We start from the raw sequence: 22,710 nt of genomic DNA, 5'->3' as shown, positions 1-22,710 counted from the left end.
GGCGAGCCGACCGGGCGTGGAGCGGGGTCGTCAGTGGGTGGCGACGGCGTGGACCTGGGCGGCCAGGGTGAGGTACTCGGGGCGGTCGGCGACGGCGCGCTCGAGCTCGAGCAGGCCCTCGACCGCTCCCGGCTCCAGGTCCAGGAGCGCGGAGGGCACCAGGTCGGTGAAGACCCGGACCGCGTGGATCTCCGCCAGCGTGAAGCCGGCGTCGGCGAGCAGGGAGCGGACCTCGTCGGCGGTGAACCGGTGCTCCTGCTCGCCGGGGTGAGCGCCACCGTCGAGGAGCTCGCGGGCGAGGGCGAAGTGTCCTGCCATCGCGCGGCCCACGACCGCGGCGTGGCGCTGCGGGACGAGCAGGCTGAGCGCGCCACCCGGCCGGAGCAGGCGCCCGATGACCGCCAGGGCGTCGAGCGGGTCGTCGACCAGGTCGAGCACGTCGTGGCAGAGCACGAGGTCGGCACCACCCGCGGGCAGCAGGTCGATGACCCCGGCGAGGTCACCCTGCAGGCCGCTGACGAGGTCGGCGACGCCTCGCTCGCGCGCGCGACGGTCGAGCGCCGCCAGGGCGTCGGGGCTCGGGTCGACGACCGTGACCCGGTGACCGAGCTCGGCGACGCGCACCGCGAAGCCACCGGTGCCGCCGCCGATGTCGAGCACGGTCTGGGCCTCGCTCCCCGTTTCGAGGAGGCGCCGACACGCCTCCCAGACCACCGCGGTGCGGGTCGCGGCACGTCGCTCGAGGGGGCGCTCCATGCGCTGAACACTAGTGGTCGCACCTCCTCGGCGCGGGGTCAGGCGACCTGGAACGGCGCGTGCCCGGCGAGCCCGAGCGAGGTCTCGACCAGGGCGAGGAACCGGTCGGCGTCGCGGACGAGGTCGTCGGCCTCGCGCTCGGTGACCGCCCGACGGGAACCCGCCTCCGCTGCGGCGCGCTTGGCGGCACCGGCGGAGAAGAACGTCGCCCACTCGGTGAACTCCGGGGCGACCTCGGTCAGCAGCACCCAGGCGTTCTTCTGCCGGCGGCGCTGGACCGGCATCGGGTGGGCGCGCGCGGCCAGCAGCGCGGCGGTCGCCCGCAGGGCGGCGACGTGCGCGAGTGCGTAGCGCTGCGGCACGTCGCTGCAGGTGATCGCCTCGCGCAACGACTCCGCGGAGCGCTCGAGGTAGGAGTGCGTGGCGGCCGGCAGGTGGAGGTTCACGAGGAGTCCCTTCAGTCCAGGGACCCGGCGAGGCGCCAGACGCCCTCGGTCCAGTCGAAGGCCAGGTCGAACACACCGAACCCCGGGTCGTCCACGGCGGAGACGGCCCGTCCCCGCGCAGCCGCGACGCGCCACACCTCCCGGTGATCGACGAGCGCCGAGCGCCCGGGCGCTTCCTCGGGTCGGCGCACCCACCACGCGCCGGGCTCCACCCAGTGGGCGATCACCTCGCGCACCTGCCACAGCCGGCCGCGCCACAGGAACTGGTCAGGGCCTTCCTCACCCTCGCCGGCGAGGCCGTCCGTGGGCCCCTTGCGCACATCCACCGGGTCGTCGTACGTCCGCACCGCCTGCTCCTTCGCGCTCTGACCTGCCTGCTCGTGGCCGTCCGTCCGCCTGTCGGCGGCCCGGTGGAGGATGGGGTCGAAGCATCCGCCACCGGGCCGTGAATCGAACAGGTGTTCGAACGCCTTCACGCTACACCCGCCCCCGGACAGGACGTCAAGCGAATCGCGGGTCGGGCTCCGGACGGCGCCGCACGGCGCTGCGCTACCTTCCCGGCATGAGCGAGCACCCCTCGATCGCACGGTTCCGCAGCGACCTCGAGGCGCGCGGTGGGCAGGGCGTGATCGTGGTCCTCCCCGACTCCGTGCACACCGCGGCGCTGGCCGCCGAGGCGCTGGGCTGCGAGGTCGGCGCCATCGCCAACAGCCTGCTCTTCGCGGGCACCACGGACGACGGCGAGACCGTGCCCGTGCTGATCCTGACGTCGGGCGCCCACCGGGTCGACACCGCGAAGGCCGCCGCGGCGGTCGGCGTGCGGGCGCTGAAGCGGGCCACCCCGGACTTCGTCCGCGAGCACACCGGCCAGGTGATCGGCGGGGTCTCCCCGATCGCGCACCCTCGGCCGATCCGGACCTTCCTGGACCCGACGCTGCGCCGCTTCGACGTCGTGTGGGCGGCGGCCGGTCACCCCGCCGCGGTGTTCTCGACGACCTACGACGAGCTGCTGGCCATGACCGGCGCCGAGGAGATCGAGGTCAACTGATGACGTCCGGTGGACCGCTGGAGATCTGGATCAACCCGGCCTGCTCGAAGTGCCGCACGGCGAAGGCGGAGCTCGACGCCGCCGGCATCGAGTACGTCGAGCGCCGCTACCTCGACGAGCCGCCGACCGCGGCGGAGCTCGCCGACGTGCTGACCCGGCTCCGCCTCGATCCGTGGGACATCGCCCGTGCCGCCGAGACCCGCGAGGCCGGCATCGACCTGCCGCGGGACGCCGCACACCGCGACGACTGGATCGCCGCGATGGTCGCGCACCCGCGCACCATCCAGCGGCCGATCATCACCGCGACCGACGGCACCACGGTGGTCGCGCGTGACGCCGAGACGTTGCGGACGGTCGTGGAGCACGAGCGCGGCTAGCCGCGGTACAACCCCTCCAGGTACGCCGGCCCGTAGTACTCGTCGAGCTCCTCGACGGTCTTGCCGCTCGGCTCGAGCTCGTGGGCGATCACGGCTCGCCGCGGCACCCGGCCGTCGGGGTCCCACGACTCGGGCTCCCAGAGCCGCGAGCGCAGGAACGCCTTCTGGCAGTGGTGGAACACCTCGTCGATCTCGACGACGATCGCCAGCACGGGCCGGTGGCCCTTCACCCTCATCGCGTCGAGGAACGGCGCCTCGGCGACCAGCCGCGCCCGGCCGTTGATCCGCAGGGTGTCACCGCGCCCCGGGATCACGAACAGCAGGCCGACGTGCGGGTCGGCCAGGATGTTGCGGTAGCCGTCGGCGCGCCGGTTGCCGGGCCGCTCGGCGATCGCGATCGTGCGGTCGTCGAGCACGTGCACCAGGTCGCCGGCGGGGTCGCCCTTGGGCGAGGCGTCGCAGCCGCCGTCCGGCGACGAGGTCGCGAGCACGCAGAACGGGGACGCGGCCAGCCAGTCGCGGTCGAGGTCGGTGAGCGCGCGGCGCACCTTGCCCCGGGCCCGGTCGTTCGGCTCACCGAGGAGCGCGACGAGCCCGTCGACGTCGGTGATCTCGGTCCACTGCGCGTCGTCCACGCGACGAAACTACGGGAGGCCCCCGCGGAGCGCAGCCCGTTTATGCTGCCGGGGTGGACCTCCTGCCGTTGGTGTTCTCCAGCGGCTGGGCGAGCGGCGTCAACGCCTACCTGGTCGTCCTCCTCCTCGGCATCGCCGACCGGATCGGCGACGTGGCGTCGATCCCCGACACCCTCGGACGCACCGACGTCCTCGTCGCCGCAGCGGTGCTGTACGCGCTCGAGTTCGTCGCCGACAAGATCCCGTACGTCGACTCGACGTGGGACGCGATCTCCACGGTGATCCGACCGACCATCGGCACGGCGATCGCCCTGCTCGTCTCCGGTGACGCCGGATCGGTGCAGCAGGCGGCGTACGGTGCGCTCGGTGGCGGCACCGCGCTGGCGAGCCACCTGGTCAAGGCGGGCGGCCGACTCGCCATCAACGCCTCGCCCGAGCCCCTGTCCAACATCCTGGCCAGCCTCGGCGAGGACGCGGCCGTCGTGACCGTGGTGCTGCTCGCGATCCAGCACCCCTGGCTCGCGGGGTCGCTCGCCGCGGTGCTGCTGCTGACCGGCGGCTACGTCGTGTTCCACCTGCTCCGGCTGGTGCGTCGCGGATGGCGGCGCTGGAAGGGTCGACCGGCGCCGGCCTGACGCACCCCGGGGTGCGCGCCCCTAGGGTGTGCGCATGGCGCGCGTGGTGGTGGTCGGTGGCGGCTTCGGAGGGCTCGCCTCGGCGGCCCGGCTGGCCAAGCTCGGGCACGACGTCACGCTGCTGGAGGCGTCGGAGCGGCTCGGCGGCGCGATCGGGTACGTCGAGGCGGAAGGCTTCCGCTGGGACAGCGGCCCGACGACCACCCTGCTCCCCGCCGTGATCCGTGACCTCTTCCGCAAGTCCGGGCGCGCCGCCGAGAAGGAGATCGACCTCGTGCCGGTCGAGCCGGCCCAGCGGCACCGGTTCCCCGACGGTTCGGTGCTCGACCTGCCGGGCGCGAGCCGGGCCGCACAGCTCGAAGCCGTCGGGTCCGCGCTCGGCGAGGAGGCCGGCCGGCGCTGGATCGGCTACGTCGACGACTTCGCCGAGGTGTGGGAGGCCCTGCGCAAGGACTGGTTCGAGCGCCCGTGGTCGGAGGAGCACGCCGGCAAGGACGCCCGCTCCCTGCTCTCGAGCCGGCTCACCCTGCAGAAGCTGGTCCAGCGCGAGCTGCGCGACGAGCGCCTCCGGCTCCTGGCCACCCACCGCGCGGTCTTCGACGGCCACGACCCGCGCAACGTCCCGGCGTGGGACGGCGTCTGGTGCTACGTCGAGCAGAACTTCGGCGTCTGGACCCTCCCCGGTGGGATGGGGCAGCTCGCCGACGTGCTCGCTGCCCGTCTCGAGACCCGCGGGGTCACGGTCCTGACCGGCACGCCCGCGGTCGACCTCGTGGTCGAGTCGGGGCGGGTGGTGGGCGTCCGCACCCCGAGCGGCAGCGTCGACGCCGACCACGTGGTGTGCGCGATCGACCCGCGCAGGCTGCCCGCCCTCGCGTCGTACGTCGCCCGCACGATGCCGGCCATCCCGCCGTCGATCACGCACATCGGCGTCGTCGGCGAGGTCCCCGACCTGCCCGCCGAGGTCGTGCTCCACGGCGACCCGACCCTGGTCCTGCGCACCACCGGCACGGCCCCCGACGGCGCGCACGCCTGGACCGTCCTCGGCCGCGGCCGGCTCGCCGAGGACATCGTGGTCGCCCTCCACCGCGCCGGCATCAACGTGCGCGACCAGGTCGAGGTGCGCGTCGACCGCTCGCCCCGAGAGCTGGTCGAGGAGTGGGGCGGCTCGCCCCTCGGCGTGCTCTGGCAGGGCCGCCGCACCCTCACCCACCGGCTCGGCACCCGCACCCCGGTCGACGGCGTCTACATGGCCGGCGCTCACACCACCCCGGGGGCGGGCCTCCCCAGCGTCGGGCTCTCGGCCTCCCTCGTGGCGCAGATCATCGGGGCGGCGTGACTCTGGGCTCTCGCCGGTGAGTCACCGGGGGCGCCAGTCCCGAGGCCGCCCCGAACCTGCTTCCGCTGCTCAGGGGTGTGTAGAAGGGCGTGATGTCGCGCCGAGCACGTCCGACGACGAGTACCACGTACTCGCGGGCCGAAACGCCAACCGTCAAGCGTGGCAGGCCAAGGACGTGTAGATCTCCCGCGTGGCCTTCGAACGGTTCAGCGTGTAGAAGTGCAGGCCCGGCGCGCCGCCGGCGAGCAGCTCGTCGCACAGCTCGGTGGCGATCCGGATGCCCTCGGCGCGGACCGCCTCGGGGTCGTCGGCCAGCGGCTCGATCCGGCGCAGCACCTCGGCGGGCATCTCCCGGCCGGAGAGCTCGACCATCTTGCGCATGGAGTTGAGGTTCAGGATCGGCATGATGCCGGGGATGATCGGGATGTCGATGCCCGCGGCGCGGGAGCGCTCGACGAGCGCGAGGTAGTCCGACGCGCGCAGCACCATCTCGGTGATCGCGAACTCCGCACCGGCGTCGTACTTCGCCCGCATCACGCGCACGTCCTGCTCGAGGTCGGCGCAGTCGCGGTGCCCCTCGGGGAAGACGGCCACGCCCACGGCGAACTGCTCGCGCCTCCGGACCAGGGCCACCAGGTCGGCCGCGTAGTCCACGCCACCCGGAGTCGGCACCCACGGCGTGCCCGGCCCACCGACCGGGTCGCCGCGCAGGGCCAGCACGTTGCGCACGCCGGCGGCGGCGAGCGAGTCGAGGATCTGGTCGATCTCCTCGACGGTGTGGCCCACGCAGGTGAGGTGGGCCATCGGGGTCATCGACGTCTCCCGGGCGATCCGCCCCGTGATCTCGATGGTCCGGTCGCGCGTCGAGCCGCCGGCGCCGTACGTCACGGAGACGAACGTGGGCCGCAGCTCCTCGAGCTCGCTGATCGAGCGCCAGAGGATCTCCTCCCCGGCGGCGTCCTTCGGAGGGAAGAACTCGAAGGAGAAGGAGCGCTCACCCCGCGCCAGCAGGGCAGCAATGCTCGACGTCGATCCCGTACCCATGGCGCCGAGAATACGGGGGCTACGCTCGCCCGGTGAGCGAGTCTCAGGAAGACACGACGGGCACGAACGAGGCGCCGTCGTGGGATCCGGCGGAGTTCCGCACGGGCATCGAGCAGACCCTGCGCGAGTTCGTCGACCAGCAGTCCGCCTGGCTCGCCGAGCTCGGTGAGGACGCCGCCCGCCTCGTCGAGCACGCCCGCACCAGCGTGAGCGGAGGCAAGCGCTTCCGGGCGTCGTTCTGCTGGTGGGGGCACCTCGCCGTCGCCGAGCCGGACGACCGGGTCGGCCTGCTCAAGGCCTGCGCCTCGCTGGAATTGCTGCACGCGAGCGCGCTAGTGCACGACGACGTGATGGACGCCTCCGACGTACGCCGGGGGCGGCCGGCCACCCACCGCGCCTTCGAGGCGCTCCACCGGGAGCGGCGCTGGTCGGCGAGCGCCGAGCAGTACGGCGCGGCCGCGGCGATCCTGCTCGGCGACCTCCTCCTCTCCTGGTCCGACGAGCTGCTCCGCACGAGCGGCCTGGCGGCACCACGGGTCCTCGAGGCGCTCGGCTACTTCGACCTCACGCGCAGCGAGGTGGTGACCGGTCAGTTCCTCGACGTGTCGGCGCAGGCGCGCGGCACCAGCGACGTCGACACCGCGATGAACGTCGTCCGCTACAAGTCGGCGAAGTACTCCATCGAGCGGCCGCTGCACATCGGCGCAGCCCTGGCCGGCGCTGACGGCCGGACCATCGCCGAGCTCAGCCGGTTCGGCCTGCCATTGGGCGAGGCCTTCCAGCTGCGAGACGACCTCCTCGGGGTCTTCGGCGACCCCGAGGTGACCGGCAAGCCGGCCGGTGACGACCTGAGCGAGGGGAAGCGGACCGTGCTGATCGCGCTCGCCCTCGACGGCCTCTCGCCGTCGGACCGCGAGCACCTGGACACCAGCCTGGGCAAGCCGTTGACGCCCGAGGAGGTCGGTGACCTGCGCCGGCTGATCGACGCCAGCGGCGCCCACGACCAGCTGGAGCAGGTGATCGTCGCGCTGACCGAGCGGGCGCTGGCCGCGCTCGATGCGGCAGCCATCCGCGAGGAGGCCCGCACCGCCCTGCGCCAGCTGGCCGCCGCGGCCACGCAGCGCACCGTGTGAGCGCGCCGTGGACGCACCACTCGACCCCGGCGCCGCCCGGGGCATCGTCTTCGACGAGCAGGCCGCCCTCGCGATCGAGCGGCGCCTGCGCGCGGACGGCTACACGGTGACGATCACCCGGGAGCGGTTCGCGGGCGAGGACGACGACGAGGACCAGCCCTGGGCGATCGCGACCGACGCCCCGGTGGTCGCGCTCGAGCTGCTGCTCGACGCGCACGACGGCTGGCTCGACGACGCGCCGACGCGCGCGCCGGTCACGCCGGTCGAGCTGCCGGCGGCGCCGAGGCGACGCCACCGCGAGTCGGACGCGTAGGCGGTCAGCCGTCCAGCGACGGTACGTCGATCTCGGGACCCTCTCCACGCAGCAGCACGGTCACCGGGCCGTTCGAGGCGCGGGCGGCCAGGAGGTCGGCCGCGACGTCGAAGGACGCCCGGTCGGAGCGGGCCAACGGCCCCCAGCCGTCCCAGAGCAGCACGAGCTGGTCGGCGTCGACCGTGCGCAGGCACGCGGACAGGGCCTCGTCGAAGTCGCTCCCGGTGGCGCCGGGCACGCCCAGCGCCTCGGCGAAGGCCTCGACCAGCTCGTCCTTCTCCTGGTGGGTCCAGCCGTCGACGTAGGCGAACCGCGCGCCCGCATGCTCGACGGTCCGGCGCACGTCATCCGGGCTGAACGCCGCGTGCCACTGGTAGACGCCGGCCGGGTGGTGCCCGGCGAGCAGTCCGGCAAGTCCGCTCACAGATCTCTCCTCGCTGACGGGTACCTCGTTCCTAGCCCGCGAGCGGCCGGGTGGCAAGACCCGAAGGTCACCAAGCGGGCGAGCCGGTCAGAGCGCCATCGCCTGGGCGCGGCGCTTGACCTCCGATCCGCGGTTCTCCCGGAGCGCGTCGATCGGGCGGCCGGGCAGCGAGTCGTCCGGCGTGAACAGCCACGCCAGGATCTCGCGGTCGTCGTACATGCCGTCGTGCAGCAGCGTGAGCAGGCCGGGGACCCCCTTGACGATCTGGCCGTCCATGATCAGCTCCGCCGGGACCTGCTGGCCGGCGCCCTCGCGGGGCACCGCGGCGGCGAGGTGGTGCTCGCGGATCAGCTGGCGGACCTTGTTCACCGAGACGCCGAGAGCAACGGCGGTGGCCTTCCAGTCCAGCCACTCGGGGATCAGGTCGCCCAGATCCGTGGGGTCGGCGGACGCGTCGCGGCGGGTGTTCTCGGTCACGCACCCATGCTGCCAGCCGCGTCACGGTCCCGCGATTCGGGCCCTCTCCCCTCTAGACTCGGACCCCAGATCGGGACCTTCCCCCCCGATCCGGCCTTGGAGGACGTTGTGGAGCGCACTGACACGGGTCGTGCCGACGACCCGCTCATCGGCCGCATCCTCGACGGCAGGTATCGCGTCGGCCCGCGGATCGCGCGCGGCGGCATGGCCACCGTCTACCAGGCCACCGACCTCCGGCTCGACCGCACCGTGGCGGTCAAGATCATGCACGCCGGCCTCGGCGACGACCCCGAGTTCGTCGCCCGCTTCGAGCGCGAGGCCCGCTCGGCGGCCCGCCTCTCTCACCACAACGTCGTCGCCGTGTTCGACACCGGCGACGACGCCGGCACGCTCTTCCTGGTCATGGAGTACGTCCCGGGCCTGACCCTGCGCGACCTCATCCGCAAGGAAGCGCCGATGGACCCCGGCAAGGCGCTGGGGCTGCTCGAGCCGGTGCTCGCCGCCCTCGCCGCCGCGCACGGCGCCGGCATGATCCATCGCGACGTCAAGCCCGAGAACGTGCTGCTGGCCGACGACGGTCGGGTGAAGGTCGCCGACTTCGGGCTCGCGCGCGCGATCAACGCCGAGACCCAGCACACCGCGACCGGCGGCGTGCTGATCGGCACGGTCTCCTACCTGTCCCCCGAGCTGGTCGTGGACGGCAAGGCCGACGCGCGCTCCGACGTGTACGCCACCGGCGTGCTCCTCTACGAGATGCTCACCGGCCAGAAGCCGCACCAGGCCGACAGCCCGATCCAGGTCGCCTACAAGCACGTGCACGAGGACATCCCGGCTCCGTCGCTGCGCGTCCCCGGCCTGCCGGCGTACGTCGACGCGCTGGTCGCGCGCGCCACCGCACGCGACAAGGACCTGCGCCCCACGGACGCCCGGGTGCTGCTGCACCAGGTCCGCCGCGTGCGACAGGCCCTCGACCACGGGGTCCGCGACGACCCCGACCTGACCGCCGACCTGCGCCCCGGCCCGGGCAGCGACGCCCGGCTGCACGACCTGGACGACACGGGCACCGGCGAGCTCTTCATCCCCCGCGACACCCACCAGGCGTCGGCACCTCGCCCGGCACCGGTGCGATCGGCCCCGGTCGAGGTCTTCGACCCCGACTTCGAGGTCACCACGCCGGTCAGCCGGATGCCCGTCGTGCCCGCGACCCGCACCGCGGCCACACCACCGCAGCCGCCGGCGAGCCCGCCGCCCGTGGTGACCGGGCCGGACCGTCCCCGACCCGCTCCCCGGCGCTCGCGCCGCGGGCCGATCCTGCTGGTCAGCGTGCTCGCCCTGGCGCTGCTCGTCGGCCTCGGCGGCTGGTACCTCGGCGTCGCCCGCTACACGCACACGCCGGCGGTGATCAACATGTCGGCGGCCGACGCCAAGGCCAAGGTCGAGAAGGCCGGGCTCACGTTCCGCACCGGCAAGGAGGACTACTCCGAGATCGTCGCCAAGGGGTCGGTGATCAGCACCGATCCCGGCGCCGGCGACCGGATCCGCAAGCAGGGGACCGTGACCGCAGTGATCTCGCTCGGACCGGAGCGCCACGACGTGCCCGACGTGCGCGGCAAGACGCTCGACGAGGCCCAGGCCCTCCTCCAGACCGCCTCGCTCGGGTTCGGGCAGGCGATCGAGAAGTTCAGCGACAAGGTGCCGCAGGGCCAGGTGATCAACACCGACCCGGCGCCGGGCACGCCGCTGCGGCGCGACGCCGCGGTCAACGTGATCGTGAGCAAGGGCCAGAAGCCGATCAAGATCCCGGACTGGACGGGCCGCAACGGCGACAAGGCGGTCACGGCCCTGTCCGCCCTCGGCTTCCAGGTCCAGCGCGACGACCAGAACAACGACACGGTCCCGGCCGGACGCGTGATCTCGCAGAGCCCCAGCTCCGGCACCGGCTTCAAGAACGACGTGATCCGGCTGGTCGTGTCCAAGGGACCGGCGCTCGTGGCGGTGCCCCACGTCAACGGCATGAAGGTCGACGACGCGAAGCAGGCCCTCGAGGACCTCGGCTTCCAGGTCGCGGTGACGCAGAACCCGCTCTACGTCGGCGCGAACTACGTCGTGGGGTCCGACCCGTCCGAGGGTTCGATGGCCCCTCAGGGCAGCACGGTGACGCTCAGCATCGTGTGACCCCTGTTTGCACATCCGTCACACGGGTAACGGACGTCGCATGGCTCTCCGTGCGCGCCCTCCCCGCCTCGCGGCGCTGACCGCGCTGGCCGCCCTCGCCGCCGGTCCCGTCGCCGTGCTGGCCGACGTGGCGCCGGCCGACGCACGCGGGCGGCCGTGGCCCGGCCACCCCGACCGGCTGCTGGTCGGCCACGTGGTGCGGCCCGGCGACACCGCCACCGGGCTCGCCACCCGCTACCACGCCTGGACCCGGGAGCTGGTCGCGCTGAACCACCTCGACCGGGCCGGCACCCTGCGCGTCGGGGAGAGGGTGCGGATCCCGGTCGTGGTCTCGGCGCTCCCGAAGGCGAAGGCACCCGCCGCGCAGGCGGCACCGGTTGCGCCCCCGGCGGCGGACCCGGCCACGCAGGGCTGGCGGCACTGGCGGATGAGCCGCGACCAGGTGCGGGAGGCGGTCCGGCGCGAGGCTCAGCGCCGCGGCGTACCGGTCGCGCTGGCGCAGGCCGTGGCCTGGCAGGAGTCGGGCTGGCACCAGCCGGTGACCTCGGCGGCCGGCGCGCTCGGGGTGATGCAGGTGCTGCCGGCGACCGGCCTGTGGATGTCCCTGTACGCCGGGAGGCCGCTCGACCTTCGCGAGACCCACGACAACATCAGGGCCGGGGTGACGCTGCTGCGGGTGCTCCTCGACGAGACGAGGAGCACCCGCAGGGCGGTCGCGGCGTACTACCAGGGCCTGGGCGCCGTCCGCCGGCACGGCATCGCCCCGGGCAGCCGGCCCTACGTCGCCAATGTGCTGGCGATCCGGGACCGGCTGGCCGCCGAGCGCGGCTAGCCGCGGTCCACGGTCACCTCGGCCGGCACCTGCTCGCGCCGGATCACGAAGGTGACCAGGACCAGCGTGACGACCAGCATCACGGTGGCCGCCTGGAAGGCCGCATGCGCTCCGGACAGGAACGTCTCATGCGCCCGGGCGACCGCGCCGAGACCGGGCGCCAGGTCGACCGACCGGCTGGCGTGCCCCGAGACGGTCACCAGGCCGGCCAGCCCGAGGGCCGAGCCCAGCTGCTGGGCGACGTTCACGAGCCCCGACGCCGCCCCGGCCTCGTGCGGCTGGACGCCGTGCAGGGCCGAGGAGGTCAGGGGGACGAACGCCAACCCGTTGCCCAGGCCGAGCACGACCAGCGACAGCAGCACGTCGGTGTACCCGCTGCCGGCGTCGAGCCGGGTCAGCCAGAGCAGCGACAGCGTGGTCAGCGAGGCACCGACGACCAGCACGATCCGCTCACCGAACCGCTCGACCAGCACGCGCGACGCGGCCTGCGAGGCGACGAAGAGCATCGCGGTCAGCGGCAGGAACGCCAGGCCGGCCCGGACCGGGCTCAGGTCGAGCACGTCCTGGAGGTACTGGGTGAGGAAGAAGAACGCACCCATCGCCCCGGCGATCAGGAACATCCTGGCCAGCAGCGCGCCGCTGCGGATCCGGCTGGCGAACAGCGACAGCGGCGTGATCGGCTCCTCGGCACTGCGCTCGATCGTGATGAACGCGGCCAGCAGGGCCACGCCGAGCGCGATCGAGACCAGGGTGACCGAGTCGCCCCAGCCGTCGCTGGCCGCGTGCACGAACCCGTAGACCAGGCCGGAGACGCCCAGGGTCGAGGTGATCGCACCGGCGAGGTCGAAGCGTCCATGGCGGCGCGGCGTGTGCGGGACGGCGAGCCAGGCGGTGGTCGCGACGACCAGCCCGATCGGGACGTTCACCCACATCACCCAGCGCCAGCTGGCGATCTCGGTGAGGATGCCGCCGACGACCATGCCGAACGACGCGCCGCCGATCGACACGGCGGTGTAGAGGCCGAGGGCACGGGTGCGCTCGCGGCCCTCGGGGAACATCGTGGTGAGCAGCGACAGGGTCGCGGGAGCGGCGAACGCCGCGCCGAGACCCTGGATCACCCGCGCGGCCACGAGCGCCGCGCCGGTCGTCGCGAACCCGCCGGCGAGCGAGGCGAGGGTGAACAGCGTGATCCCGGCCAGGAAGGTCGGCCGCCGGCCCAGGAGGTCGCCGCTGCGGGCACCGAGGAGGAGGAGCCCGCCGAAGGCGAGGCTGTAGGCGTTGAGCACCCAGGACAGCCCGGTGGGCGTGAAGTCCAGGGCACGCTGCATCTGCGGGAGGGCCACGTTCACGATGCTCATGTCGAGCACCACCATCAGCTGGGCGGTGAGGATCGTGGCCAGCACCAGGCGGGGCCGCTCGGGACGCCGCCTGGGTCGCAGGGGTCGCAGGGAGCGGACCGGGATGGAGGCTTCAGCCACGGGGGCCTCGGCGATAAGTTGGTCGGACACGAGATGTCTTCCGTTCCACGAGAAGGTATGATCTGGAGGGCGCCTCCACTTAATATACGGAGGCCCCCTCCGCTTATCAAGGGATTAATGCTCCGATGACCGAGACCGCTCGCCGCGACGCCGTCGCCGAGGCTCCGAAGCTCCGTGCCGACGCGGCCCGCAACCGTGCCCGCCTGGTCGAGGCGGCCCGCGAGGTGTTCCTCGCGGCCTCCCCCGACGCCGAGGTCTCGCTCGAGCAGATCGCCAAGGCGGCCGGCGTGGGCATCGGCACGCTGTACCGGCACTTCCCCACCCGGCTGGACCTGCTCGAGGCGGTCTACCGCGAGGAGGTCGACGGGCTGCAGAAGGCGACCGAGCGGCTGGTCCCCGGCCACACCCCGGTCGAGGCGCTCGAGCTGTGGCTCGAGGTCTTCGCCGACTACGCGGCGACGAAGAAGCACATCTTCCACGAGCTCATCGAGGCGACAGGTCGCGACTCCGAGCTGATGACGCACTCGCGCGCGGTGCTCACCGGAGCCGCCGAGACCATGGTCGGCCGGGCCCAGGAGGCCGGACAGGTCCGCAGCGACGTCAGCGCCCCGGACGTCATCCGGCTGGTCGGCGGCTGCACGATGATGCCGAACTTCGACCGCGAGCAGCAGCGCCGCATCCTCAAGGTCGTCATGGACGGCCTGCGCACCTCCTGACCGGTACCTGCTGACCTGGCACCTGCTGACGTGATCGCCGCCCGCCGCGCGGGCGGCCCGCGTCGGGCTCGTAGGCTGGCTCGGTGCCCAGCGCGATCACCCGGCCGGTCGGGTCCCACGTCTTCGTCGGAAAGGGACTCGTCGCCGGGGCGCTGCGCACCGCGGAGGAGATCGGCGCAGAGGCGGTGCAGGTCTTCGTCGGCAACCCCCGCGGCTGGGCGCTGAGCGAGGGCGATCCGGCCGTCGACGAGGAGTTCGCGCGCACGTGCGCCGACCGCGGCGTGCGCGCGTTCGTGCACACGCCGTACCTGGTGAACCTCGGCTCGCCGACGCCGGCGACGTACGAGCGCTCGGTCGCGTCGATCGCGCACAACCTGGCACGAGCCGCCCGCCTGGGCGCCGAGGGCGTGGTCGTGCACACCGGGTCGTGCGTCGAGGACGGCGCCGTCGACGCGGCGCTCCGGCAGGTGCGCGAGGGCCTGCTCCCGGTCCTCGACCGACTCCCCGACGACGGCCCCTGGCTGCTGCTCGAGCCGACCGCCGGCCAGGGCCGGTCGTTGTGCGGGGGCGTCGAGGACCTCGGACCGTATCTGGACGTGCTCGACCGCCACCCGAGGGTCGGCATCTGCCTGGACACCTGCCACGTCTTCGCGGCAGGGGCCCCGTTGGACGAGCCGGGCGGTGCGACGCGCACGCTCGACCGGCTGGTCGAGATCGCCGGCGCCGACCGGCTCCGGCTGGTCCACGCCAACGACTCCAAGGACCCCCGCGGCTCCCTGCGCGACCGGCACGAGCGGATCGGTGAGGGCCGGATCGGCGAGGACGCGTTCGTCGAGCTGCTCGCCCACGCCGCGACCGAGGGCGTGCCGTTCGTCGCGGAGACGCCCGGCTCCGGTGACGGCGGCGTCCCGGGCACCTGCGTGCCGCTGCTGAAGAAGCTGCGCGACCGGTGACGTCGACGACTGCGGCGCGCGAGGGCCGGCTCGCGCTGCTGGCGACCTTCACCCTGCTCGCGATGACGGCCTGCTGGGGCTCCACGTTCTTCCTCATCCACGACTTGCTGGACCGGGTGCCCGCGGTCGACTTCCTCGCGGTCCGGTTCGCGATCGCGAGCCTCGCGATGCTCGCCCTCGCACCCCGGGCGGTCAGCCGGCTGTCCCCCGAGCTGCGCCGGCACGCGATCGTGCTCGGCCTGCTCTACGGCATCGCCCAGATCCTCCAGACCGTCGGGCTCGCCCACACGCCGGCGAGCGTGTCCGGGTTCATCACCGGCATGTACGTCGTCTGCACGCCCCTGCTCGCCGCCGCGATCCTGCACACCCGCATCAACGCGCTGACCTGGGGTGCCGTCCTGCTCGCGGTGGCCGGGCTGGCCGTGCTCACGCTCGACGGGTTCAGCGTGGGCTACGGCGAGGCCCTGACCCTGGTCGCCGCGATCCTCTACGCCCTGCACATCGTCGGCCTCGGCGCCTGGTCACGGCCGGCCGACGCGATCGGCATGTCGATCGTGCAGTGCCTGGTGATCACCGTGATCTGCCTGGCCGCAGCGGCGCCCGGTGGGATCGTCCTCCCCCACCGGGTCGGCGACTGGCTCGCCGTGGCCTACATGGCACTGTTCGCCGGAGCCGCGGCCCTGCTCGGCCAGACCTGGGCGCAGGCCCACCTGCCGCCGACCCGGTCGGCGATCATCATGAGCATGGAGCCGGTGTTCGCAGCCTTCTTCGCGGTGCTCCTCGGCGGAGAGTCGGTCACCGCGCGAATGCTCCTGGGCGGTGCGATGGTGCTGACCGCGATGCTGGTCGTCGAGCTCCTGCCCCGCCGGCGGATCGAGGCGGAGGTCACCCACATCGCGGTCTGACGTCCGAGCCGAGGCGGCGCGACGGACGAGCGCCGGCTCGACGCGAGGAGGTCGATTTCGGCAAGCTCGATCCGAGGAGCGGCCCGCGGGTGAGCTCGCGAACCCGCGACGCCGGGTCGAGACCCGAACCCGCTACTGTGCGCGGGTGACCGACTTCCCGCCTCCCCCGCCGCCCCCGGCCGCGCCGTACGGCGGCGCGCCGACGAGCTCCGGAAAGGCCGTCGCCGCGCTCGTGCTCGGCATCCTCGGCATCGTCTCGTGCGGCCCGCTCGCGGCGATCCCGGCGATCATCGTCGGCCGGTCGGCGCAGCGCGAGATCGACGCGTCCGGCGGCATGATCACGGGTCGCGGGCTCGCCTCCGCCGGCGTCGTGCTCGGCTGGATCGAGGTCGGGCTGATGGTCCTCGGCGCGCTGGTCGTGGCCCTGGTCTTCGCCTTCGGCGGGACGTTCCACCTCAGCTCGGCCTGATCAGGGCAGCAGCAGGGCGGCGTCGCCGAACTCGTGCCAGAGGTACTCCTGCGCGACGGCCGCCTCGTACGCCCGCTGGGCGAGCTCACGCCCGGCGACCGCCTCGACCAGGAGCAGGTGCGAGGCCATCGGGTCGTGCCAGCCGGTGACCAGGCCGGCGACCACCCGGGGCGGGTCCGCGGGCGTCACCACGCGGTCCGTCCAGCCGCGGCGGGCCACGACCGTCCCGTCCTCGGCCACCGCCGACTCCAGCGCTCGCGTCACCGTCGTACCGACGGCGACGACGCGTCCGCCACCGGCACGGACGGCGTTGACCAGCCGCGCGGTCGCGGCCGGCACGGCGAACCGCTCCGGCTGCGGAGCCTCCCCTGCCTCCTGCGAGGACACGCCCGTGTGCAGGGTGATCGGCGCGATCGCGACGCCCTTGGAGACCAGCCTCGTGACCAGGCCGTGGGTGAACGGACGTCCGGCGGACGGCATCTCGGCGCTGCCGGGCCGGGTCGCGAACACCGTCTGGTAGGCGCTGAGCGGGTGACGCCGCGAGAGGTACCCGTAGGCGATCGGCCGGCCGTGCCGGTCGAGGTGACTCTCGAGCGGGCCGTCGACCTGCGCCCGCCACAGCCGGTTGCCGCGGCCCGTCGGCGACGAGCCGGTGCGCGGATAGGGCTCGACCAGGGTCACGGTGACCGGACCGGCGTCGAACCGGTCGCCGGGCTCGGCGTCGAGGATCGCGCGAGCCGCGTCACCGGGCGTGCGCACCTCGCTCACCCAGGTTCCGTCGTCGAGCGGTGTGGCCAGGTGCAGGACGACCGGACCGCGTGTGGCACTCTCGGCGTCGACCTCACCGGGGATCGTCGCGGAGTCGTTGACCACGACGAGGTCGCCGGCACGGAGGTGGTCGGGCAGGTCGCGGAACCGGCCGTGCACGAGACCCTCCGGTGAGGCGACGAGCAACCGCACGTCCTCGCGCGACAGCCCGCGGGCCTCGGCCGGGGCCGGGGCCACGGCGTCCGGGGCCGGCTCGAAGTGGATCGTGGAGCGTTCCTCGAGGATGCGCACGTCAGGCACCCACCGTCTCGAGCGCCGGTACGTCGACGTCGGCGGCGCGGTAGCGGCCCGAGGGCGGTCGTGCCGCGATCAGGGCACGCAGGCGCGGGACCACCGACTCCGGCAGGGGCCGGTCGGAGATGTCCTCGCCGGGGAAGGCGTCCTGGTGCATCTGCGTGCGCATGTCGCCGGGGTCGACGGCGTAGGCGGCGAGGTCGGGGTTCTCCTCACCGAAGGTGAGCGTGAGGTGGTCGAGTGCCGCCTTCGAGGCGCCGTACAGGCCCCACGTCGGGTAGTGCTCGACGGCCGCGTCGGAGGAGACCGACACGAGCACGCCGCGCGCGGCGACGAGCGCCGGGAGGAGGTCGCTCGTGAGGGCGTGCGGGGCGGCGAGGTTGGTGCGCCACACGTCGAGCAGGTCCTCGGTCGCCGCCTGGTCGAGACGACCCAGCGGCGTCGGACCGAGCGTGCTGGCGTTGTGCACCAGCAGGTCGAGCCGTCCCTCGCGGTCGACGGCGGCGCACAGCGCTCCGCGGTGCCACTCGTCGACCAGGTCACCACGGACGGCGACGACGTTCGGGTGGTCGGCGACGGAGGCCAGCCGCTGCGGGTCGCGGCCGTCGACGACCACCCGCCACCCGTCCTCCGCCAGGGATCGGGTCAACGCGCGTCCGAGTCCGGCCGACCCTCCGGTGACAAGTGCTACTGGCATGACTTCTCCTTGATCGGTTGCGTTCTGTCTGCCAGTCTTCAAGTTCAAGTGAACTTGAAGTCAAGGATCAGAGAAGGACCCGGCCGCCGATGGACACCCACGACCTGCTCAGCGTCACCGAGGTCGCGCGTCGCAGCGGCTTCGCCGCGTCCGCGTTGCGCTACTACGAGGACCAGGGCCTGATCGACGCGACCCGCAGTGAGGGCGGCCGGCGCCGCTACCAGCGCGGGGTGCTCCGCCGGCTCGCGTTCATCCGGGCGGCCAGCAACATCGGCCTCTCGCTGAGCGAGATCCGCGAGGAGCTGGGCCGCCTTCCCAGCGGGCGGACCCCGACCAAGTCGGACTGGCACCGGATCTCGACCCATTGGCGCCGCCGGCTCGACGAGCAGATCGCGGCTCTCGAACGGTTGCGTGACGGCTTCGACAGCTGCATCGGCTGCGGGTGCCTGTCGCTCAGGCACTGCGCGCTGGCCAACGCCCAGGACAGCGCTGCGGCCAGCACGGCCGCACCCGGAGCGGCGTACCTGCCGGCGGTGCTGCGTCGGCCGCCGTCCGCGCGCTAGCCCCCTCGGGCCCACTGCCGCTGTCATACTCCCGGGAGCCGATCCGGGAGGAACCATGTCCGAGCTGCCGCCGAACCCGCCGCCCCCTCCCCCGTCGTCCCCGTACGCCGGCGGTCCGGCGACGCCCGGCCCGCCGGCCAGCTCCGGCAACGCGGTCACGGCGCTCGTCCTGGGCATCCTCGGGGTGGTGATGTGCGGACCCTTCACCGCGGTGCCGGCGATCGTCGTCGGCCGGAAGGCGATGCGGGAGATCGACGACGCACAGGGCCGGCTCGGCGGCCGCGGCATGGCCCAGGCCGGTTTCGTGCTCGGCATCGTGGGCACGGTGCTGGGAGCCCTGGCGCTGCTGCTCTTCCTCGGCCTCTTCGCGCTCGGAGCGGTGGTGTCGAACGGCTTCTCGCAGTCCTGCGACACCGTGCAGAGCGACACCTCGACGTTCCAGTCCTGCGACTGAGCGGTCTCGACCCGCGAAACAGCCGTCCGCAACGTGGACGCTGGATCTAGGGTCCGCTCATGGTTGTGGTGATGGCGCCCGACGCCACCGACGAGCAGATCGCGCACGTCGCCGAGCGCGTCGAGAGCGTCGGCGGGCAGGCGTTCGTGAGCCGCGGCGTGGTGCGCACCATCATCGGGCTGGTCGGTGACATCGAGTCGTTCCACGGCCTCAACCTGCGCACCATGCCGGGCGTGGCGGACGTGCACCGGATCTCCGACCCGTTCAAGCTGGTCAGCCGTCAGCACCACCCGGACCGCTCCACCGTCTGGGTCGGGCCGAAGGGGCACCAGGTGCCGATCGGTCCCGACACGTTCACCTTCATCGCCGGTCCGTGCGCCGTCGAGACGCCCACGCAGACGCTCGAGGCCGCCGAGATGGCTCGCGCGGCCGGCGCGACCCTGCTGCGCGGCGGTGCGTTCAAGCCGCGCACCTCGCCGTACGCGTTCCAGGGCCTGGGCGTCCGCGGCCTCGAGATCCTCGCCGACGTGCGCGAGACCACCGGGCTCCCGGTCGTGACCGAGGTCGTCGACGCGCGCGACGTCGCCGTCGTGGCCGAGTACGCCGACATGCTCCAGATCGGCACCCGGAACATGGCCAACTTCGGCCTGCTCCAGGCCGCCGGCGAGGCCGGCAAGCCGGTGCTGCTCAAGCGCGGGATGACCGCGACCATCGAGGAGTGGCTGATGGCCGCCGAGTACGTCGCCCAGCGCGGCAACCTCGACGTGGTCCTGTGCGAGCGCGGCATCCGCACCTTCGAGCCCCGCACGCGCAACACCCTCGACATCTCCGCTGTCCCGATCGTGCAGTCGACCAGCCACCTGCCGGTGATCGTCGACCCCTCCCACGCCGGGGGCCGGCGCGACCTGGTGCTCCCCCTCTCGCGGGCGGCGATGGGTGCGGGCGCCGACGGCGTCATCGTCGACGTCCACCCCGACCCCGAGCACGCCCTGTGCGACGGTCCGCAGGCCCTCTTCGGGGCCGACCTGCGCGCGCTCGCCCAGGCCGTCCGCCAGCTGCCGCCGGTGCTCGGCCGGGTCGACGCGCGGGAGCGCATCCGCGGCTGACCGGCGCGCGGTCTAGCCCGCAGAGACCGCCCGCGCCCCACCGTCACGCTCGTCGGGGCACCGCCACGCGGCGTGCGGGCGTCCAGGGTTGCCGACCGCCCCGCCCTGCTCCCAGACTCGGATCCAGCCGCAGGTCGTGCCGTCGACCGTGGCCCCGGGGATGGGGGACGTGGCATGCACAAGCGAATCGTTCTGGCTCTCGTCGGTCTGGTGGTGCTCGCCGGTCTGTCCGCTCCCGGGGCAGGTGCCGCGGCGGCCGGAGACCCGTCGAGTGGCCCCTCCTCCACGTTGCAGCCGGCGAGCAACCTGCGACCGACCCACGGTGGCGGGGCATCGATGGGCCACGGCTACCTCCCGCTCCACGCGCGGGCGTTCGCCCAGGCGAAGGCCGCCGCGAACCGACGAGCCGGTGTCGGAGGTGGCTCGGCCCAGGCGGCATCGACCGCGCCGGTGGTCACGACGTACCCGAACGTGTCGCCGAGCTTCGCCGGCACCTACCAGTCCGGCCTGACGCCGCCGGACACCACCGGAGCCATCGGGCCGGACCGCTACATCGAGACGGTCAACACCAGCTACGCGATCTACAACCGGTCCGGGTCGGTGCTGAACAGCGGCTCGCTCAGCGCGCTCACGGCCGTCCCCGGCGGACTCTTCGGCTACTCGCTCAGCGACCCGCAGATGATGTGGGACGCGACGACCCAGCGGTTCTACTACGTGGCCCTCTACTACGACTCGCTCTCCATGACCGACAACGGGCTGGCGGTCGGGTGGAGCAAGACGGCCACGCCGGCGAGCTCCGCCGACTTCTGCCAGTACACGCTGAGCTTCGGCACCGACTTCCCGGACTACCCCAAGCTCGGCGACTCGAAGGACTTCCTGATCTTCGGCTACAACGACTTCACGTCGGCAGGCAGCACCTACACCGGATCCTGGTTCGCGAGCCTCAACAAGCCTCCGGCCGGCACGACCTGCGCGTCGGCCGGCCTCTTCGCCGTGCACTACTCGGGCGTGCTGCACAACGCCGACGGGAGCCTGGCCGCCACGCCGGTGCCCGCGAACCTCGTCGACAACGCCGCAGGCACCGGGTACGTCGTCGCGAACGCTGACCTGACCGTCGCCCCGTCGGCTGACTACGTGACCACGTACACGGTCACCACGAACGGCACGGACGCCAACGGCATCCCGGTCCCCGCGTTCGGGGCACCCAGGTCGGTGGCCGTGCCGACGTACCGGATCCCGGCCAACGCCTCCCAGCAGGGCAGCTCCTACCTGCTCGACACGCTCGACGGGCGCTTCGAGGCCGCGGTGGCGGCGGTCGACCCCGACCACGGCAACGCAGTCGCGCTCTGGACCGCCCATGCCGTGTACGGCGGCGCCGGCGCCGAGGAGCGGTGGTACGAGGTCGATCCGGCAGCAGGGTCGCTGCTCCAGTCCGGCGTCGCCGGGAGCGCGTCGCTGTTCGCCTGGAACGGCGCGATCTCGCCGGACCGCGCGGACGACGGCAGCACGGGGTCCCACGGCAACAGCATGGCGATGAGCGTCAGCACCTCGTCGGCGAGCACCTTCCCGGCCATCCAGTTCGTCTCCAAGTCGGGCAGCGGTGCGCAGTCGGCGCTCAGCAACCTCGTCCAGGCCGGTGGCGCGAACGTCGACTTCAGCTGCAGCAGCACCGCCCCCTGCCGGTGGGGCGACTACTCCGCGGCCAGCCCCGACCCGGCAGCCGGCGGCGGCAGCGTCGGGCGGGTCTGGCTGGGGAACCAGTACGACCTCGCCGGCGGCAGCACGTCGACGACGTCCTGGCGCACGTGGCTGTTCGCGGTCACCCCCTCCGCACCGGCGACAGCGGCGCTCTCCTTCGCCACCGCTCCCCAGACGCTCGTCGCCGGCGCGTCGTCGGCCCCGATGCGGATCGGCGTCTCCGCGGCACAGCCCGGGCCCGTCCAGGTCACGCTGGGCTCGAGCTCCTCCGGTGGACAGTTCGCGCCCGTCGGCGGCGCGTGGACCAGCACGCTGGTCCTCACGATCCCCGCCGGCGCGACGGTGACCCCGGACTTCTCCTACCGCGACACCCGGGCCGGGACGCCCACCCTGTCGGCGTCGGCCGTGGGGCTCACCGGAGCCACCCAGGCCGAGACCGTGACCGCGGCGCCGCTCAGCACCCTCACGGTCTCGCCCTCCGGTGCGACCCTGGCCCTCGGCGGCAGCCAGCTCTTCACCGCCAGTGGCAGCGACCAGTTCGGGAACCCGGTCGGCGTCTCGAGCGCAACTTGGACCACGACCGCCCCCGGAACGCTCTCCCCGTCCACCGGGGCGAGCACGACGTTCACCGCATCCAGCTCGACCACGGGGTCGGGCAGCGTGACCGCGACGCTGGGCTCCGTCCACGGCGCCGCGACGGTCACCGTGACGGCGACCGCGCCACCTGCACCGACCAACCTGGTGGCGGCAGCGCGGGGCAAGCGGGTCACGCTCTCCTGGAGCGGCAGCGGTGCCACCTACAACATCTACCGGGGCTCGACGAGCGGAGGCGAGACGCTCTACCGGTCAGGCGTCTCCGGCACGACCACGACCGACTCGAGCGTCACCTCGGGCACCTGGTACTACCGGGTGACCGCGGTCGGTCCCGGGGGCGAGAGCGCACCGTCGAACGAGGCCTCCGTCAGGGTGAAGTAG

At 73.3% G+C, this 22,710-nt stretch carries 26 protein-coding genes; 16 read left to right on the top strand and 10 right to left on the bottom strand.

The window, feature by feature from the left end; translation table 11 throughout:
- Positions 1–30: 30 nt before the first annotated feature.
- Genes EFL26_RS07235 through EFL26_RS07225 form a run of 3 tightly spaced genes read right to left on the bottom strand, consistent with a single transcriptional unit; the run spans position 31 to position 1,549 of the window.
- Entirely contained in the window at positions 31–756 is a 726-nt protein-coding gene (locus EFL26_RS07235; RefSeq protein WP_123222203.1) for a methyltransferase domain-containing protein, read from the bottom strand.
- A 38-nt stretch (positions 757–794) separates the two neighbouring features.
- Complete coding sequence (locus EFL26_RS07230) at positions 795–1,202, bottom strand: SAV_6107 family HEPN domain-containing protein (protein WP_123222202.1); 408 nt, start codon at positions 1,200–1,202, stop codon at positions 795–797.
- A gap of 11 nt (positions 1,203–1,213) precedes the next feature.
- Positions 1,214–1,549: a DUF6504 family protein gene (locus EFL26_RS07225; protein ID WP_123222440.1), complete on the bottom strand. Its 336-nt coding sequence runs from the start codon at positions 1,547–1,549 to the stop codon at positions 1,214–1,216.
- Positions 1,550–1,764: 215 nt separating this feature from the next.
- Here EFL26_RS07225 and EFL26_RS07220 point away from each other — a divergent pair, with 215 nt between their 5' ends.
- Together EFL26_RS07220 and EFL26_RS07215 are read left to right on the top strand one after the other, a co-directional pair.
- Positions 1,765–2,250: a YbaK/EbsC family protein gene (locus EFL26_RS07220; protein WP_123222201.1), complete on the top strand. Its 486-nt coding sequence runs from the start codon at positions 1,765–1,767 to the stop codon at positions 2,248–2,250.
- Positions 2,250–2,627, top strand: a complete 378-nt coding sequence (locus EFL26_RS07215) for an ArsC/Spx/MgsR family protein (protein WP_246000064.1) — start codon at positions 2,250–2,252, stop codon at positions 2,625–2,627. The genes EFL26_RS07220 and EFL26_RS07215 overlap by 1 nt, the downstream gene beginning before the upstream one ends.
- Here the strand turns inward: EFL26_RS07215 and EFL26_RS07210 are convergent.
- Positions 2,624–3,262, bottom strand: coding sequence for a pyridoxamine 5'-phosphate oxidase family protein (locus EFL26_RS07210; protein WP_123222200.1), 639 nt, complete (start codon positions 3,260–3,262; stop codon positions 2,624–2,626). The two genes, EFL26_RS07215 and EFL26_RS07210, sit on opposite strands and share 4 nt — an antisense overlap.
- Positions 3,263–3,315: 53 nt before the next feature.
- Between EFL26_RS07210 and EFL26_RS07205 the strand changes: the two genes are divergently transcribed.
- Together EFL26_RS07205 and EFL26_RS07200 are read left to right on the top strand one after the other, a co-directional pair.
- Entirely contained in the window at positions 3,316–3,897 is a 582-nt protein-coding gene (locus EFL26_RS07205) for a DUF4126 domain-containing protein (RefSeq protein WP_123222199.1), read from the top strand.
- 34 nt (positions 3,898–3,931) lie between these two features.
- The gene (locus tag EFL26_RS07200; RefSeq protein WP_123222198.1) at positions 3,932–5,236 is read left to right on the top strand and encodes a phytoene desaturase family protein; all 1,305 of its coding nucleotides are present in this window, start codon (positions 3,932–3,934) and stop codon (positions 5,234–5,236) included.
- 153 nt (positions 5,237–5,389) lie between these two features.
- Here the strand turns inward: EFL26_RS07200 and metF are convergent, their stop codons facing one another.
- The gene (gene metF / locus EFL26_RS07195) at positions 5,390–6,280 is read right to left on the bottom strand and encodes a methylenetetrahydrofolate reductase [NAD(P)H] (protein ID WP_123222197.1); all 891 of its coding nucleotides are present in this window, start codon (positions 6,278–6,280) and stop codon (positions 5,390–5,392) included.
- Between the two features lie 32 nt (positions 6,281–6,312).
- Between metF and EFL26_RS07190 the strand changes: the two genes are divergently transcribed.
- Entirely contained in the window at positions 6,313–7,413 is a 1,101-nt protein-coding gene (locus tag EFL26_RS07190; protein ID WP_123222196.1) for a polyprenyl synthetase family protein, read from the top strand.
- 7 nt (positions 7,414–7,420) lie between these two features.
- A complete protein-coding gene (locus EFL26_RS07185; RefSeq protein ID WP_183408074.1) occupies positions 7,421–7,726 on the top strand; it encodes a hypothetical protein in 306 nt (101 codons plus the stop codon).
- Between the two features lie 4 nt (positions 7,727–7,730).
- Here EFL26_RS07185 and EFL26_RS07180 read toward each other — a convergent pair whose 3' ends face one another.
- Positions 7,731–8,150, bottom strand: a complete 420-nt coding sequence (locus EFL26_RS07180) for a barstar family protein (RefSeq protein WP_183408073.1) — start codon at positions 8,148–8,150, stop codon at positions 7,731–7,733.
- Between the two features lie 87 nt (positions 8,151–8,237).
- Positions 8,238–8,627: an Rv2175c family DNA-binding protein gene (locus tag EFL26_RS07175; protein ID WP_123222194.1), complete on the bottom strand. Its 390-nt coding sequence runs from the start codon at positions 8,625–8,627 to the stop codon at positions 8,238–8,240.
- 108 nt (positions 8,628–8,735) lie between these two features.
- On the opposite strand from EFL26_RS07175, the gene pknB reads away from it, so the two are divergent.
- Together pknB and EFL26_RS07165 are read left to right on the top strand one after the other, a co-directional pair.
- On the top strand, positions 8,736–10,802 hold the full coding sequence (gene pknB / locus EFL26_RS07170) for a Stk1 family PASTA domain-containing Ser/Thr kinase (protein ID WP_246000063.1): 2,067 nt from the start codon (positions 8,736–8,738) through the stop codon (positions 10,800–10,802).
- 40 nt (positions 10,803–10,842) lie between these two features.
- Complete coding sequence (locus EFL26_RS07165) at positions 10,843–11,634, top strand: transglycosylase SLT domain-containing protein (protein WP_123222192.1); 792 nt, start codon at positions 10,843–10,845, stop codon at positions 11,632–11,634.
- Here EFL26_RS07165 and EFL26_RS07160 read toward each other — a convergent pair.
- Positions 11,631–13,112: an MFS transporter gene (locus EFL26_RS07160; protein WP_246000062.1), complete on the bottom strand. Its 1,482-nt coding sequence runs from the start codon at positions 13,110–13,112 to the stop codon at positions 11,631–11,633. The genes EFL26_RS07165 and EFL26_RS07160 overlap by 4 nt on opposite strands.
- Positions 13,113–13,237: 125 nt before the next feature.
- Here EFL26_RS07160 and EFL26_RS07155 point away from each other — a divergent pair, with 125 nt between their 5' ends.
- From EFL26_RS07155 to EFL26_RS07140, 4 genes are all read left to right on the top strand, one after another.
- Positions 13,238–13,828, top strand: coding sequence for a TetR/AcrR family transcriptional regulator (locus tag EFL26_RS07155; RefSeq protein WP_123222191.1), 591 nt, complete (start codon positions 13,238–13,240; stop codon positions 13,826–13,828).
- Between the two features lie 83 nt (positions 13,829–13,911).
- On the top strand, positions 13,912–14,781 hold the full coding sequence (locus EFL26_RS07150) for a deoxyribonuclease IV (protein ID WP_123222190.1): 870 nt from the start codon (positions 13,912–13,914) through the stop codon (positions 14,779–14,781).
- Positions 14,778–15,686 (top strand): DMT family transporter, encoded by a 909-nt coding sequence (locus tag EFL26_RS07145; RefSeq protein ID WP_246000061.1) that lies wholly within the window; start codon positions 14,778–14,780, stop codon positions 15,684–15,686. Before EFL26_RS07150 ends, EFL26_RS07145 begins: the two co-directional genes overlap by 4 nt.
- Positions 15,687–15,831: 145 nt before the next feature.
- Positions 15,832–16,155, top strand: coding sequence for a DUF4190 domain-containing protein (locus EFL26_RS07140; RefSeq protein ID WP_123222189.1), 324 nt, complete (start codon positions 15,832–15,834; stop codon positions 16,153–16,155).
- On the opposite strand, the gene EFL26_RS07135 is transcribed toward EFL26_RS07140, so the two are convergent.
- Together EFL26_RS07135 and EFL26_RS07130 are read right to left on the bottom strand one after the other, a co-directional pair.
- Positions 16,156–17,223, bottom strand: a complete 1,068-nt coding sequence (locus EFL26_RS07135; protein ID WP_246000060.1) for an S-adenosylmethionine:tRNA ribosyltransferase-isomerase — start codon at positions 17,221–17,223, stop codon at positions 16,156–16,158.
- Positions 17,216–17,914: an SDR family NAD(P)-dependent oxidoreductase gene (locus EFL26_RS07130; protein ID WP_123222188.1), complete on the bottom strand. Its 699-nt coding sequence runs from the start codon at positions 17,912–17,914 to the stop codon at positions 17,216–17,218. The genes EFL26_RS07135 and EFL26_RS07130 overlap by 8 nt, the downstream gene beginning before the upstream one ends.
- An 89-nt stretch (positions 17,915–18,003) precedes the next feature.
- On the opposite strand from EFL26_RS07130, the gene soxR reads away from it, so the two are divergent.
- The 4 genes from soxR (at position 18,004) to EFL26_RS07110 (ending at position 22,710) form a co-directional block, all read left to right on the top strand.
- A complete protein-coding gene (gene soxR, locus EFL26_RS07125; protein WP_123222187.1) occupies positions 18,004–18,477 on the top strand; it encodes a redox-sensitive transcriptional activator SoxR in 474 nt (157 codons plus the stop codon).
- Positions 18,478–18,532: 55 nt separating this feature from the next.
- Positions 18,533–18,931 carry a DUF4190 domain-containing protein gene (locus EFL26_RS07120; protein WP_123222186.1) on the top strand — a complete coding sequence of 133 codons (399 nt, stop codon included), beginning with the start codon at positions 18,533–18,535 and terminating at the stop codon, positions 18,929–18,931.
- Positions 18,932–18,990: 59 nt separating this feature from the next.
- Positions 18,991–20,037 carry a 3-deoxy-7-phosphoheptulonate synthase gene (gene aroF, locus EFL26_RS07115; protein ID WP_123222185.1) on the top strand — a complete coding sequence of 349 codons (1,047 nt, stop codon included), beginning with the start codon at positions 18,991–18,993 and terminating at the stop codon, positions 20,035–20,037.
- A 174-nt stretch (positions 20,038–20,211) separates the two neighbouring features.
- The gene (locus tag EFL26_RS07110; RefSeq protein WP_123222184.1) at positions 20,212–22,710 is read left to right on the top strand and encodes a hypothetical protein; all 2,499 of its coding nucleotides are present in this window, start codon (positions 20,212–20,214) and stop codon (positions 22,708–22,710) included.

The sequence above is a fragment of the Nocardioides pocheonensis genome (assembly GCF_003725535.1).
Lineage (GTDB): Bacteria > Actinomycetota > Actinomycetes > Propionibacteriales > Nocardioidaceae > Marmoricola > Marmoricola pocheonensis.
Note: the sequence above shows the minus strand (reverse complement) of the source record. Positions and strands in the feature narration are given on the sequence as shown.

Excerpts from the sequence above, each read along its gene's own strand:
- aroF (WP_123222185.1), top strand. The coding sequence starts at position 18,991 with ATGGTTGTGGTGATGGCGCCCGACGCCACCGACGAGCAGATCGCGCAC.
- EFL26_RS07120 (WP_123222186.1), top strand. The coding sequence starts at position 18,533 with ATGTCCGAGCTGCCGCCGAACCCGCCGCCCCCTCCCCCGTCGTCCCCG.
- EFL26_RS07215 (WP_246000064.1), top strand. The coding sequence starts at position 2,250 with ATGACGTCCGGTGGACCGCTGGAGATCTGGATCAACCCGGCCTGCTCG.
- metF (WP_123222197.1), bottom strand. The coding sequence starts at position 6,280 with ATGGGTACGGGATCGACGTCGAGCATTGCTGCCCTGCTGGCGCGGGGT.
- soxR (WP_123222187.1), top strand. The coding sequence starts at position 18,004 with ATGGACACCCACGACCTGCTCAGCGTCACCGAGGTCGCGCGTCGCAGC.
- EFL26_RS07130 (WP_123222188.1), bottom strand. The coding sequence starts at position 17,914 with ATGCCAGTAGCACTTGTCACCGGAGGGTCGGCCGGACTCGGACGCGCG.
- EFL26_RS07235 (WP_123222203.1), bottom strand. The coding sequence starts at position 756 with ATGGAGCGCCCCCTCGAGCGACGTGCCGCGACCCGCACCGCGGTGGTC.
- EFL26_RS07110 (WP_123222184.1), top strand. The coding sequence starts at position 20,212 with ATGCACAAGCGAATCGTTCTGGCTCTCGTCGGTCTGGTGGTGCTCGCC.
- EFL26_RS07200 (WP_123222198.1), top strand. The coding sequence starts at position 3,932 with ATGGCGCGCGTGGTGGTGGTCGGTGGCGGCTTCGGAGGGCTCGCCTCG.
- EFL26_RS07165 (WP_123222192.1), top strand. The coding sequence starts at position 10,843 with ATGGCTCTCCGTGCGCGCCCTCCCCGCCTCGCGGCGCTGACCGCGCTG.
- EFL26_RS07220 (WP_123222201.1), top strand. The coding sequence starts at position 1,765 with ATGAGCGAGCACCCCTCGATCGCACGGTTCCGCAGCGACCTCGAGGCG.
- EFL26_RS07155 (WP_123222191.1), top strand. The coding sequence starts at position 13,238 with ATGACCGAGACCGCTCGCCGCGACGCCGTCGCCGAGGCTCCGAAGCTC.